Origin of the sequence: Amphritea sp. 1_MG-2023, assembly GCF_030547545.1 — a bacterium.
Taxonomy (GTDB): Bacteria; Pseudomonadota; Gammaproteobacteria; order Pseudomonadales; family Balneatricaceae; genus Amphritea.
This window is the reverse complement of sequence record NZ_JAUOQE010000026.1, coordinates 1-13,230: the sequence shown is the minus strand read 5'-3', so window position 1 is coordinate 13,230 and position 13,230 is coordinate 1. Positions and strand designations below refer to the sequence as shown.

The following is a 13,230-nucleotide window of genomic DNA, read 5'->3' as shown; positions in this document are numbered from 1 at the left end:
CAAGATGCGATGACGGGTTTCGCCGGTTGCATAAAGACGGCGGCATCAATGCTAGTATAATGATTGATTATTTACAGTGGGCGGGCATTGACCCTACCGATCTAATCGGCCATATTGCGGTGCAATAAGCGCGTTTACGTTAAAGGAAATAGCATGGATATGTTACAGCGGTTGTGGTTCACATTTTGGGATAAACTGACAGGCACGCTAGGCCGTGTGAAGTTGTTACGGCCAATATTAGCGATTGTTGGTCTCTACTTATTGGTCAGTGTGGGTGTCGGAATTTGGTGGAGTCAAGAACCCGACGCGTTTGCTATTGAGCCGCTTGTGCTGCAAACGGCAGAAGGTAAAGAGCAGAAAGTGATAGGTTCTGCGACGGTTGCAACGCTGATTACTATCACCGATACCTTACTGCAAAAGCCGGGAGGCTATCTGTCTAATGATCGCACGCCTCCAGGCATCTGGTTAGATAATATTCCTAATTGGGAGTTTGGCGTGCTGGTGCAAGCGCGGGATATGTCCCGTGCTATGCGTAAAGATTTTAGTCGCTCGCAGTCGCAGTCTACCGAAGATGTTGATCTAAAAGCCGCAGAGCCACTGTTGCACTTCGATAGTGATAGCTGGATGTTGCCCTCCAGTGAAGGTGAATATAAAAAAGCGCTGAAATATCTGCGTGTCTATGAGGCTCGCCTCGCTGATCCACAACAGCAGGACGCTCAGTTTTATGCTCGCGCGGATAATTTACGCGGCTGGCTAGCCGATGTATCAACTCGACTGGGTAGCTTATCGCAACGCCTCAGTGCCAGTGTGGGACAGAAGCGAATCAATACCGATTTAGCCGGTGAAGCGACGGCGCGTCAGTCTACCGATAATGCCGCGGACCTCGAAGTTAAAACCGGTTTCCTAGAAATTGATGATGTTTTTTATGAAGCGCGGGGAACGGCTTGGGCGTTGATTCATCTGCTGCAAGCGGTTGAGGTTGATTTTTCTGAAGCCTTGGAAAAGAAAAATGCCTTGATCAGTTTGCGTCAGATTATTCGCGAACTAGAAGCCACGCAGGGAACCGTCTGGAGTCCAATGATTCTCAATGGGAGTGAGTTTGGTCTACTGGCGAACCATTCGTTGGTGATGGCTTCCTATATATCACGGGCTAACGCCGCGATTATTGATTTACGGACACTGTTAGAGCAGGGTTAATACAGCGCTAAGGCGGACAGAGTGTGGTATTTAGCGCTTAAGGCGCTTAGAGAAAGGGAATAGCTATGATCCGAGTTGTCTTTAATCAGAAAGGCGGTGTAGGTAAATCGAGTATTAGTACTAACTTGGCGGCCATCAGTGCCAGCCGAGGTAAGCGGACGCTAGTGATTGATTTAGACTCGCAGTGTAATACCAGCCATTATCTGCTGGGTGAACAGGTCAATGATACGGAAGGTGATATCAATGATTTCTTCGCGCAAATGCTGAGTTTTCAGGTGCGGCCTAAGGCGATTACCGATTTTATTCACTCAACCGCCTATGACAACCTGCATCTGTTGCCCTCCAATCCAGAGCTGGGCGATCTGCATGCAAAGCTGGAAGCGAAACATAAAATCTATAAACTACGCGATGCGTTACACGCGCTGGATCAGTACGATGCAATCTATATCGATACGCCGCCAGCCTTCAATTTCTACACCCTCTCGGCGCTCTGTGCTGCCGATAGCTGTTTGATCCCGTTTGACTGCGATGAGTTCTCACGTCAGGCACTCTATAGCCTGATGTACAATGTTCAGGAAACACAGCAGGATCATAACGCTAAATTAGCGATTGAAGGGATTGTGGTTAATCAGTATCAACCTCGCGCGAATGCCTCAAAATCGATTGTTGAAACACTGCTGGAAGATAACCTGCCGGTGTTGAATTCAAAGATATCCTCATCGGTTAAAATGAAAGAATCTCATAACGAGAGCATGCCGTTGATTCACTTTGCCCCCAAGCATAAGCTTACGCTGGAATATTTGGCGCTGTATGACGAACTGAACGGCTAAGATTTTTGGCTTTATCGTCACTGAAATGGCGCATCGTCGATGCGCTTTTTGGCAGCGCTAACACCGCTTTACTGCTTAAATCACTCGGCCATGACTTGCCCCGCTTATTTTATGGCGTCTGTCTAAGACATTCTGTTTAGCTCAAGGTATTATGCATTAAGTTTTCAGGCTCAGTGAGATGGTGCGGCCATCGGCTGACGCTTGCGTTTTTCGTCGCTTTAAAAAGAGACTTCAGTATGCGTATACATGAAATTAAGCACCCTTTAGTAAAACATAAGATTAGCCTGATGCGGGCGGCTGATATCAGCACCCGAGCATTCCGTCAGTTGGCCGCAGAAGTGGGCGCGTTGTTGACCTATGAAGCGACCAAAGATCTGAAAACCGAGGTCTATCAGTTCGAAGGCTGGTGTGGTGAGATGACGGGTGAGCAGATCAAAGGTAAAAAAGTAACGGTGGTGCCTATTCTGCGGGCGGGTATCGGTATGCTCGATGGTGTGCTGGATCTGATTCCTAGCGCAAAGATCAGTGTCGTCGGCCTATATCGTGATGAAGAGACGCTGCAACCGGTGACGTATTTTGAACGCTTGACCAGTGATATGGAAGAACGTCTCGCGCTGGTGATTGATCCGATGCTGGCAACCGGTGGTTCGATGAATGCGACTATCGAAATGCTTAAGCAATCGGGTTGTAACGATATTAAAGCCTTAGTGTTAGTCGCGGCGCCTGAGGGGATAAAAGCAGTCAATGATGCTCACCCCGATGTTGAGTTATATACTGCATCGGTGGATAGTCACCTCAATGAAAATGGTTATATTATTCCGGGCTTGGGCGATGCCGGTGATAAGATCTTTGGTACTAAATAGAGGATGCTCTGATGAGCCAAAAGATAAGCGAGACGTTAGACGGTAACGAACCGCTTTGGCGGACGATTCTGGCGGGGTCGCAGATGTTGTTTGTGGCCTTTGGTGCCTTGGTGCTGATGCCATTGCTCACCGGGATGGACCCGAGTGTGGCGCTGTTTACCGCAGGCTTTGGTACGTTGTTGTTTCAGTTTGTCACTAAGGGACAGGTGCCGGTGTTTCTGGCATCGTCATTTGCCTTTATTGCGCCGATTATTTACAGCACCACCACCTGGGGCATGCCCGCGACCTTAGGGGCGCTGTTCTGTGCGGGCGTGGTGTATATGATGTTGGCCGTGGCGGTGAAGTTCCGCGGCGTTGGCTTTTTGCACCGCGTCTTGCCCCCCGTTGTGGTTGGCCCCGTGATCATGGTGATTGGTTTGGGGCTGGCTCCGGTGGCGGTGAATATGGCCATGGGTAAAGCCGGGGATGGCAGTATCGAGCTGTTTCCCTATGTCGATTCGATGATCGTATCGATGTCAGCATTGGCGACCACCCTGTTGGTGGCGACTTTTGGCAAAGGGATCTTCCGCTTGCTACCGATCATGGCGGGAGTGGTGGTTGGCTATCTGATGGCTAATTTCTTTGGCATGGTGAATTATCAAATCGTGGCCGATGCCGCCTTTATCGCGGTGCCAGCGTTCGTACTCCCCGAATTTAACTGGCAAGCAATTCTGTTTATGATTCCGGTGGCGATTGCACCGGCGGTTGAACATGTGGGCGATCTATTAGCCATTGGCCATGTCACCGGTAAAGACTATATCAAAAAGCCGGGCTTACACCGCACATTGTTTGGTGATGGCTTAGCCACCTCGGCAGCGGCACTGTTTGGTGGGCCACCGAATACCACCTATTCGGAAGTCACCGGTGCGGTGATGCTCACCCGTTCATTCAATCCCATGATTATGGTGTGGGCGGCGGTGTTCGCTATTTTACTGGCGTTTGTGGCGAAGTTCGGTATTTTGCTACAAACCATTCCATCCCCAGTGATGGGCGGTATTCTGATCCTGTTGTTCGGTTCTATTGCGGCGGTCGGTTTGAATACCCTGATTAAAGCCCGTGTCGATCTAGCCGAGCAGCGCAATCTGGTGATCGTCGCAACCACCCTCGTGTTTGGTATTGGCGGTATGGTGGTCGGTCAAGGCGAATTCAGCATGCAGGGCGTCAGCCTGTGTGGTGTTGTGGCGATATTGCTTAACCTGTTATTGCCGGGTCATAAGCCTGAAGCGGATGATTTGCATGAAGAACAAGCGGTGGTGGATGATCTGATAGATCATACGAAATAGGCCGTTTTAAGCGGTTCTTAGGGCCTCGTTGTGACCGCGGCTCTGCTGAAAAGGAAAAACCGGCTTTTGTCGGTTTTTTTGTTAATAATAGCAGTATACGGGTATTCCCTTATTTTGTGATTGAAATTATGCCGCGATGATGGAACACTGTGAGCTGATTTTAAGAGGAAATAGTCGATATGAAGATTAATAGCTTTGGTGTGGTGGGTGCCGGACAGATGGGGGGCGGTATCGCTCAAGTAGCGGCCTGCGCAGGTTTTGAGGTGATTTTATATGATCTCAATGATCCCGCTTTGGAACGAGGCATTAAGGCGATCAGTTCCAGTTTGGCGCGAATGGTGAAGAAAGAGAAGCTGACGCAGGCGGAAGCGGATCAGACGCTGGCACGCATCAAGCTAACAACGGATATGGCAGATATGGCTGCCACCGATATTGTGGTCGAAGCCGCCAGTGAAGATGAAGCGATTAAAAAAACCATCTTCCGCAAGCTCGATGAAGTCTGTCAGCCAGAAACGATTCTGGCGACTAACACTTCGTCTATCTCTATTACTCGCCTAGCAGCAGTCACCTCCCGCCCGAGTAAAGTGATCGGTATGCACTTTATGAACCCCGTGCCGATGATGCAGTTAGTGGAAATCATCCGCGCACTGCAAACCGATGATGCGGTGTTTGACGCGGTACAACAGTTGTCACTAGACATGAGCAAAGTGCCGGTGGATGTGAATGATGCGCCGGGCTTTGTGTCCAACCGTATTCTGATGCCGATGATCAACGAAGCGGTATTTTGCCGTTATGAAAATATCGCCTCGGCAGAAGAGATCGATACCGTGATGAAACTAGGCATGAGCCATCCGATGGGGCCGCTGGCACTGGCGGATCTGATCGGTCTAGATACCTGTTTGAGCATCATGAATGTGCTCTATGATAACTTTAAAGATTCCAAATACCGACCTTGTCCACTGCTGGTGCAGATGGTCGATGCTGGTTATATGGGCCGTAAAAGCGGTCGCGGGTTTTATACCTACGACTGAATCTTTGGCGGTATCAACGGGCAGACAGAGATAGACGTCTGATCGATAGAATAAACAAAAGGCTGATGTGAAGACATCGGTCTTTTTGGTTTGTATCGCTATAGCGCATCTTGGTGCTGTGTTTATCTGCACTCTATTTCGGCTTTGCAGAAAATCATGCTTGGTCGTTTGATTTAATGCGCGGTTCACCTGTGTGTAGAAATTGGAGAAGCCCGTTACTGCCTTAATTGAGAGATTCTGCTGATTAACCATCCAGAATAAAAAACAGTTTTACCCGCTCCGCTCTCATCTCAGCAGGGGATGACATAAAATTAAAAATTTGATCCAAGAATATCGGCTTTTTAGTTGACCATTACACACAGTATGATTTGAACTTTTCAAGGAAAGGGAGCACCCTTAGTTTTCGTGCTTGCCTGTTTATTCGGTTGGTGATATTTTGAACATCAATAAAATCAATAGGTTATTGATTTACACGTTTATAGGCCACTCGTCAGCGAAATAGTGTGCATGCACGCTTTTCTGGAAGGGAATCGTCAAACTAGGGAAGGTTTCAGAATGAAATCAGTTGGTTACAAGCAGAAACCCGGTGAGTTCTCGCCAGCATATCAGGCACGCACACGAACAAGCTGTTAGCTCCCCGTACTGAAACTTGGAGAATCACTTTTGGGAAAAAAACTATTCATAGCTCTAGGAAATGGATTTACTGTTGACTTTCTCCATCATATAGACAGAAAGGACGAGATTGATGTTGTAAACCTATTTAGGCGTGGAGCTGAAGTCCCATGGCCAACAACGCGCATGCCTGGCTTTTTATCGTTCAAACACTGCCCCCATCTTTGGAATCTAGGTGCTAGGCCGAACATGGATGCTGACAGCGCAATGCAGTTAATTGAAGATATAATCACCTGTGTGAATGTTTACGCATCAAAAGAGAAACGCAATCCAGTTGGCCATGAATATAGACCTAATGATATATACATTTATGCTTACAAAGAGTTGCTTCAATATTTGAAGCATTTGTTCATATTTTATGATCGAATAATTGAGGATATCCCAGAATCAGCTGAGAATTGGTCATGGCTACAGTTTATAAAGCATGCAAATGAGAGCGACTATTACAGTGAAATAGTTATAGTTACCTATAACTATGACATATGGCTTGAGCGCATTTTACAGAAGTTCGATATTCCTTTTAACGTTGGAATGATTGGCGAAAATGATCCCCAAGTGAAAATCAATATATTGAAGCCTCATGGTTCTATAAGCTTCACACACAAACAAAAAATGGATAAAGATTCATATTCCATTAAGCTCGACAATGAGCTTTTAGATGGGTCAACAGACGAGTTTTCGGTTAGCTACGAAAACCTAGATGATAATTATCTAGTGAGCGCTCTAATTCCACCTGCTGGAGAATCCTCTAGATTTAATCATACTTGGGCTTCGCAAATCAGAGGAACTGCAAAACACAAGGCTACGCGATTAGAAGCAAACGACGAAATGATAATTTGCGGCCTTTCGTATTGGCATGTAGACCGAGCCGAGCTGGATGAGCTTATTGTAAGCTGTGATCCACTCCTAAACGTTACTATGATAAACCCAAATCCAAAGCGTACAATAAATGCCGTATTAACCAGTATATTTAGCAATTTTGTAACGTATTCTGGCTCTGCCACATTGAAGGAGAAAGTTACATGTCAAGCATCCTGAGCCGAGAAACAAACACCATCACAGTTGCAAGTTTTTGGGAAAACTTCCTCCTTAATAAATACGATTTTGATCCTGCTTATCAGCGAAGAAGCGTGTGGAGTGATGAGAAGCAATCTTTCTTCATAGATAGTGTCCTGAAAAACTTTCCAATGCCTCCGATATTTCTTCATCAAAAGATCGATGATGATACGGGTAAAACAAAGTATGACATCATTGATGGGAAGCAAAGGTTAACCTCTCTAATACGTTTTTTAAAAAATGAAATTCCTGCATCTGATGAGTTTGAAAATAGCCCTTTTTATGATGAAAAAATTGCAGGCGTGTATTTTAGTGAGTTAGATGAAAAAGGGCTTACAGAGTACAAGAGGAAGCTTTGGAGATATGTAATACCCATTGAATATATTGACACATCAGATAGGAATGTTATCGATAACATCTTTGATAGACTAAATCGTAATGGGGAGCCGCTTAATGGCCAAGAATTAAGAAAATCTGTATACCACGGAACAGATTTGTTATTGCTTGTAGAAAAAATTGCAGATGGCCCCTTTTGGAAGGATAGGCTCTCAAAAACTGATGCGGCAAGAATGGAGCACTATGAGTTTGTATCAGAACTATTATTTCAGTTAATCGAGGACACACCGTTACACGCAAATCAGCAAGAACTTGACGCGTTGTATGAAAAGTATGCTAAGGAAACTCTAGATTGGAATGGACTAGAATCTAAATTCCTTGATGTGACAAATTATATTGCAAAACTTGATATCGACTTTGACTCTTATCGAGTAGGCGGTGTTTCTCACTTGTATGGCATTTGGTGCTTTGCAAATAAATGTGTTCAAGAACGTATACCTGTTGAAGATGTTAAGCAACACTTGAATGATTTTTTTACAGAGTTACGATCCAGTAATATTGAAAATGAACACATAGATATTTATAAGAAAAGCATGTCAGCGAGAACTAAAGATCAAGGCCAAAGAAAGCGCAGATCTAAAGCGCTTTGGGATTATGTGATTCTACAGAGCTAACAAATCAAAGCACTCGGACGCAGCAAAGCTGCGCCGGTGTTTGAGGCGTTATACGTAAAGGATAGATCGTGCCAAGCATCGAATCTGAAAGCTTTTCCGAAAGAATGAGAGCAGCGGTAAATCTGAGTTGGATTATGTTCTCTCGGAAAGTTGGAAATGGGCTTGTACCAATAAATAAAGAAGCTTCAATGCAGCTTCAGTACGCTTACGTCCTACAACAACTGTTACCGCTGATCACATTTCATGAAAATGAGAATTTTGAAATTGAGTTAGAAACTGGCGTTCAGGTAAACGGGCGTAGCCGGGAAATTGATTTACTCTTCAAGGGTGAACTTGGAGAGGAAAAACATTCTATAGCAATAGAAATGAAATGCTACCGCACCTTGGCTGCTTCTGGTGGTGCCCGAGGCGCTACAGATATTTTTATGAAAGATGTGTACGAAGATTTCTATCTTCTAGAGCAATACGTCTTATCTGGAATCGCCCAGGAAGGCGTCTCTCTGGTAATGAATGATTTGCCAAGATTGGTGAATCCAAAGAATAAAAATGCTAAGTGCTGGGATTACGATATTTCAAATGGTGTAAGCTTTGGCCCAATAAATCTCACTACGCCCATCGGCGGTAAACCAGTGAATATTAGCCTTGGAAAATCATACACCCTGAGTTGGGTGCAGTACGGAGATTTTTGGTTCATGGAGGCGCAAGGTGTTCACGTATAACAAGCTGGCACTTGTTTTGATGATTTTAACCACTAAACAAGCTTATTTAACCTTGTTTAGTGGATTTTAAACGGATTAATCTCTTGCCGCTCGCACCATTCGATCAATTCTAGATACGTTGGCTAAGGCAAACAGCATCGCCAGTTTGTTGTCGTTTTTCGCCAGATCTCGATAGATTACTTTCCTAAAACCAAACTGACGCTTTATGCTCCGAAACGGGTGCTCTACTTTTGCTCGGTCACTGGCTTTGAGGCATTCGGTTCGAATGGGTTGCTTGTTTATTCTCGGGTGTTTCTTGAGAAGACGCACCTTGCGTGGCGCTTTCTTTTTATAAAGAGTGCAATTAGCCCGTCCGCCTCGATGTCTTTTAGTTCCTCTCGTTTTTGTGCGTCTCGATAACCTGAATCCGCCGTGATAAAGGCTTCCTCGCCAAGCAGCAGATTTTCCGTTTCTGTGATGTTGTGTACTTTGGCGGCTGTCGTGCTTAAGCTGTGGGTTAACCCTGTTCTGGCGTCGATACCAATATGGGTTTTTAACCCAAAAACCACTGCTTGGATACCCGACAGTCTTGGAGAAAAAAGAAGTCAGGTTTAATCTACGGCACAGCATCTAAGTGCTAAGGGTGCAGCCAAACGGACTGACTTCTTTGCAATGGAGATAGCGAATCATCTATTGCTGAGAGATACAGGGGTGCGGTGAAGCATGAACCGCACCTGTGTTTACCTTAAACGATGGTGCGTTTTACGGCGTAAAAGCCTGTTTGATTTTTGCCTGATCCACATGCTTGGCTGAATCTGAGATGGCCGATCGGACGTTGGTATTGGCGACGACATCTTTAATGGGGAGTTTGACGATTTGCGCGATGGCTTGCTGTATTGCTTGAGGCTCGGTGCGCAGCGCCGCTTGAGTTTCGTGATAGCAGTCTTCAACCATCAATCGGGTAATGAGAGCCCCAAACTCCTGTTTAGCTATCTGTAGGTTCTCTGGAGTCACCTTGCTATAGGCTTTGAGTTCTGGATGGGTCGACATGGATAAAAACATCCACTTCATCAGTGTTTTCCGTTCTTTACCGGTTAAGGAATCGATGAAGCAGGTATCGAGTGCTTGAGCATGAGCGGTGAGCGGCAGCATCATACATAGGCTAGTCATCAGTGTTAACGTTAATGTTGCTATGATGTGTTTCAAAGTAATAACCCCCTGTTGATCAATCAATGTCGCATCTATTTTAAGCTAACGCGTGGTTCATCGAGCCTGTGGATAAGATAGTCAGCATACCCGCACGGTGGCTGCAAAGAAAGCCGGTTTAACGACAGACCGGCGGCTTTAGAGTATCCACATGCATGATGTCGCGGTTGTTATTTAGATAGATAGCGGATGCCGTCTTCCAGCCCTTCGAGGGTCAGGGGATACATCTTATTATCGACGATTGTTTTAATCATCTGGGTACTGGCGGTGTATTCCCAATAACGCTGATGGCTGGGGTTGAGCCAGATCGCTTTATTCCAGCTATCGAGAATACGCTTGAGCCAAACCTCACCCGGTTCGGGGTTGCGGTGCTCGATACTGCCAAAGCGTTCGGTGACCTCATAGGGGGCCATCGCCGCATCACCGACAAAGATGACGCGATAATCTCGGCCATAGGTATGCAGCAGATCGAAGGTGTCGATATGTTCGTTCCAGCGACGTTTATTATCTTTCCATACCCGTTCATAAACACAGTTATGAAAATAGAAATACTCTAGGTGTTTAAACTCGCTGCGGGCCGCGGAAAACAGCTGTTCACATTGACGAATGTACGGGTCCATCGAGCCTCCGACATCAAAAAATATCAGTACTTTAGCGGCGTTATGCCGCTCTGGTACCATTTTTAGATCGAGATAACCGGCATTATTGGCGGTAGAGCGGATCGTGTCATCGAGATCGAGTTGATCGGCAGCACCGGTGCGGGCAAATTTACGCAGTTTACGGAGGGCGACTTTAAGGTTACGTGTGCCTAGCTCGACACTGTCATCGAGATCACGAAATTGACGTTTTTCCCAGACTTTGACCGCTTGCTTATGTTTGCTCTCGCCGCCGATTCTGACCCCTTCGGGGTTATAACCGCTATGACCAAAGGGTGAAGTGCCGCCGGTACCGATCCATTTATTGCCGCCGGCATGACGCTCTTTTTGTTCTTCAAAGCGTTGCGCGAGGGTTTCCATCAGCTTATCGAGTCCGCCGAGTTTCTCTATTTCGGCTTTATCTGCATCGCTGAGATTGCGAATGAAATCCGTTTCGAGCCATTGCTCCGGTATCAGGTTGTTAAATGGGTCGGGGAGTTCGGCTAAGCCTTTAAAGTAATGACTGAAGGCGAGATCGAAGCGGTCGAAATATTTCTCATCTTTGATCATGCAGGTGCGCGCCAGCAGGTAAAAATCATCCCAGTTGGCGAACGTGAGATGATTCTCTAAGGCTTCTAATAACGTCAGCAGCTCATTGATGGAAACCGGTATCTGAGCTTTACGTAGGGTATAGAAAAAATCGACTAACATCGGTCACTCCCGCCTACTTATCGGTTTTCTCGGCGGGCCATAAACGCCAGACGTTGCAGCATGTGAACATCCTGCTCATTTTTCAGCAAGGCGCCATAGAGGGGCGGAATCGCTTGGCTGGAATCACGATTTTGCAGCAGTTCGGGGGATATATTATCGGCTAGTAGCAGTTTCAGCCAGTCGATGAGTTCCGACGTCGAAGGCTTTTTCTTCAAGCCGTTGACCTCCCGTACCTGAAAGAAAATCTCTAATGCTTCATTCACTAGCGACTTTTGGATATCTGGGAAGTGGACATCAACGATCTGCTTCATGGTCTCGGTATCGGGAAAGTTGATGTAATGGAAGAAGCAGCGGCGCAAAAAAGCATCGGGTAGTTCTTTTTCGTTATTACTGGTGATGATAATAATGGGACGTTGCTTGGCGATGACGGTTTCACCGGTTTCGTAAACGCTGAACTCCATCTTGTCGAGTTCAACCAGTAGATCGTTGGGAAACTCAATATCGGCTTTATCGATCTCATCGATCAATAACACGACCTGTTCATCGTTATCAAAGGCTTTCCACAGCATCCCTTGACGGATGTAGTTGTTAATATCATGCACTCGATCATCACCAAGCTGAGAATCCCTTAAGCGGGAAACCGCATCATATTCATATAATCCCTGCTGCGCCTTAGTGGTGGATTTGATATGCCAGCGAAGTAGCTTTTTACCAAAGGCTTGAGCCACCTCTTCTGCCAGCATGGTTTTTCCGGTGCCAGGTTCACCTTTGATCAGTAGGGGGCGTTGCAATGTGGCGGCAGCATTGACGGCCATCCGCAGATCATCCGTCGCAACATAGCGCTCTGTACCTTCAAATTTCATCTGACTTAACCTCTGCAGAAACTGTTACCAAAGAGGGTTATCTTAGCAGAAAAAAAGTATCAGGATATGCGCTGAAATTGACTATTTAGGACAATTGATTGGCTATCCACATTAGGCGTTACGCGGTGAGACCGGTTCTTTTTGTACTAGCAGCATGGCAATAATGACCAATATTATGCCGGGTAGTAATGACCATTGCAGCGACATAGCGCCGATGAGTATATTCAAAATCAGCACAAACATCGGCGTTAGAAAGCTATAGGCGGCCACTTGAGTTGCACCCAAGATCAGTGTGCCGAGTTGTAATAAGAAAAAACTGATCAGCGTGGTAAAGATGGCGAGATATAAGATACCCAGATAAACTTTCAGATCGACCGCGTGCCACGCGATGCCATTCAAGCTTGGCAGTGATAGTAATAGCAACCAGAAACTGCCAATCGTGATGACCCAGAATGTCATCACTTCCATCGGCTCGTCAGCATAGAATTTTCTGATAAGCGGGTTATAGGCCGCCATAAAGAGGCAACCGAGTATAAATAGTAAGTCGCCACGATTCAGTTGCAGTTGTAACAGACTGTTGATGTCTCCCCGCACGATAATCCACAGAGCGCCGAGTGTGCCCAGCAGTAAACCGAAGGCTCGACGTTTGCTGGTTTTTTCTCGATTGATCATAAACACATAGCAGGCCGTCATCGCGGGCATCATAGTATAGATAGCACCGGTATTGAGTGCGCTGGTATAGCGAAGCGCTGCAAACATACACCAGAAAAACACCACCAGGGGGATGCTTAAAATGGCATAGCCCATTAGTTGTTTAGCGTTAGGGAGGTGCCAGCCGTTTTTAATGAAAACGTAGGGCGCAAACATGATCGCAGCCAATAAAAAACGCATAAACATCATCACTGCGGGAGGCAGGGCCGTGGTAATGAGAGCACCCACGGGAAACGAGCTGGCGATCAGCGCGACCATTAATAGCATCAGTAAGTGAATGAGACGGCGAGGTGTTTGTTGGCGTTGCTTATTCATGGTGGTGTTCTATATCGGGCTATCTAAGGGTGGCTAGGGAAGGTGCGAATAAGTCCGTTATATTCTCTGCGGACATTAGAATGGCCAGATACGCGAAAGCCAGTGCAGCG

Annotated in this window: 12 protein-coding genes and 1 pseudogene; 8 read left to right on the top strand and 5 right to left on the bottom strand. The window is 46.3% G+C overall.

Translation table 11 applies throughout. The features are described 5' to 3' along the window. The first annotated feature begins 153 nt into the window (after nt 1-153). The 8 genes from Q4488_RS13565 (at nt 154) to Q4488_RS13530 (ending at nt 8,700) form a co-directional block, all read left to right on the top strand. Nucleotides 154-1,197, top strand: coding sequence for a DUF2333 family protein (locus Q4488_RS13565; protein WP_303581017.1), 1,044 nt, complete (start codon nt 154-156; stop codon nt 1,195-1,197). A 65-nt stretch (nt 1,198-1,262) separates the two neighbouring features. Further along, nucleotides 1,263-2,027 (top strand): ParA family protein, encoded by a 765-nt coding sequence (locus tag Q4488_RS13560; protein ID WP_303581016.1) that lies wholly within the window; start codon nt 1,263-1,265, stop codon nt 2,025-2,027. Nucleotides 2,028-2,263: 236 nt separating this feature from the next. After that, a complete protein-coding gene (gene upp / locus Q4488_RS13555) occupies nt 2,264-2,890 on the top strand; it encodes a uracil phosphoribosyltransferase (RefSeq protein ID WP_303581015.1) in 627 nt (208 codons plus the stop codon). 11 nt (nt 2,891-2,901) lie between these two features. Beyond that, entirely contained in the window at nt 2,902-4,212 is a 1,311-nt protein-coding gene (locus tag Q4488_RS13550; protein WP_303581014.1) for a uracil-xanthine permease family protein, read from the top strand. Between the two features lie 179 nt (nt 4,213-4,391). Continuing rightward, on the top strand, nt 4,392-5,243 hold the full coding sequence (locus Q4488_RS13545; RefSeq protein WP_303581013.1) for a 3-hydroxybutyryl-CoA dehydrogenase: 852 nt from the start codon (nt 4,392-4,394) through the stop codon (nt 5,241-5,243). A gap of 663 nt (nt 5,244-5,906) precedes the next feature. Further along, entirely contained in the window at nt 5,907-6,953 is a 1,047-nt protein-coding gene (locus tag Q4488_RS13540; RefSeq protein WP_303581012.1) for a hypothetical protein, read from the top strand. Next, entirely contained in the window at nt 6,938-7,981 is a 1,044-nt protein-coding gene (locus Q4488_RS13535) for a DUF262 domain-containing protein (protein WP_303581011.1), read from the top strand. The genes Q4488_RS13540 and Q4488_RS13535 overlap by 16 nt, the downstream gene beginning before the upstream one ends. A gap of 68 nt (nt 7,982-8,049) precedes the next feature. Next, nucleotides 8,050-8,700 (top strand): hypothetical protein, encoded by a 651-nt coding sequence (locus tag Q4488_RS13530; protein WP_303581010.1) that lies wholly within the window; start codon nt 8,050-8,052, stop codon nt 8,698-8,700. 75 nt (nt 8,701-8,775) lie between these two features. Here the strand turns inward: Q4488_RS13530 and Q4488_RS13525 are convergent. The 5 genes and pseudogenes from Q4488_RS13525 to Q4488_RS13505 form a co-directional block, all read right to left on the bottom strand. Then, nucleotides 8,776-9,242, bottom strand: a pseudogene (locus Q4488_RS13525) (transposase); the annotation flags it as partial. A gap of 199 nt (nt 9,243-9,441) precedes the next feature. Then, nucleotides 9,442-9,885 carry a hypothetical protein gene (locus Q4488_RS13520; protein ID WP_303581009.1) on the bottom strand — a complete coding sequence of 148 codons (444 nt, stop codon included), beginning with the start codon at nt 9,883-9,885 and terminating at the stop codon, nt 9,442-9,444. A 170-nt stretch (nt 9,886-10,055) separates the two neighbouring features. Further along, nucleotides 10,056-11,231 (bottom strand): VWA domain-containing protein, encoded by a 1,176-nt coding sequence (locus Q4488_RS13515; RefSeq protein WP_303581008.1) that lies wholly within the window; start codon nt 11,229-11,231, stop codon nt 10,056-10,058. 17 nt (nt 11,232-11,248) lie between these two features. Beyond that, entirely contained in the window at nt 11,249-12,094 is an 846-nt protein-coding gene (locus tag Q4488_RS13510; protein WP_303581007.1) for a MoxR family ATPase, read from the bottom strand. Between the two features lie 111 nt (nt 12,095-12,205). Further along, entirely contained in the window at nt 12,206-13,120 is a 915-nt protein-coding gene (locus Q4488_RS13505) for a DMT family transporter (RefSeq protein WP_303581006.1), read from the bottom strand. Nucleotides 13,121-13,230 lie beyond the last annotated feature (110 nt).

Coding starts and splice junctions, on each gene's coding strand:
- Q4488_RS13565 (WP_303581017.1), top strand. CDS start 154: ATGGATATGTTACAGCGGTTGTGGTTCACATTTTGGGATAAACTGACA.
- Q4488_RS13560 (WP_303581016.1), top strand. CDS start 1,263: ATGATCCGAGTTGTCTTTAATCAGAAAGGCGGTGTAGGTAAATCGAGT.
- upp (WP_303581015.1), top strand. CDS start 2,264: ATGCGTATACATGAAATTAAGCACCCTTTAGTAAAACATAAGATTAGC.
- Q4488_RS13550 (WP_303581014.1), top strand. CDS start 2,902: ATGAGCCAAAAGATAAGCGAGACGTTAGACGGTAACGAACCGCTTTGG.
- Q4488_RS13545 (WP_303581013.1), top strand. CDS start 4,392: ATGAAGATTAATAGCTTTGGTGTGGTGGGTGCCGGACAGATGGGGGGC.
- Q4488_RS13535 (WP_303581011.1), top strand. CDS start 6,938: ATGTCAAGCATCCTGAGCCGAGAAACAAACACCATCACAGTTGCAAGT.
- Q4488_RS13515 (WP_303581008.1), bottom strand. CDS start 11,231: ATGTTAGTCGATTTTTTCTATACCCTACGTAAAGCTCAGATACCGGTT.
- Q4488_RS13510 (WP_303581007.1), bottom strand. CDS start 12,094: ATGAAATTTGAAGGTACAGAGCGCTATGTTGCGACGGATGATCTGCGG.
- Q4488_RS13505 (WP_303581006.1), bottom strand. CDS start 13,120: ATGAATAAGCAACGCCAACAAACACCTCGCCGTCTCATTCACTTACTG.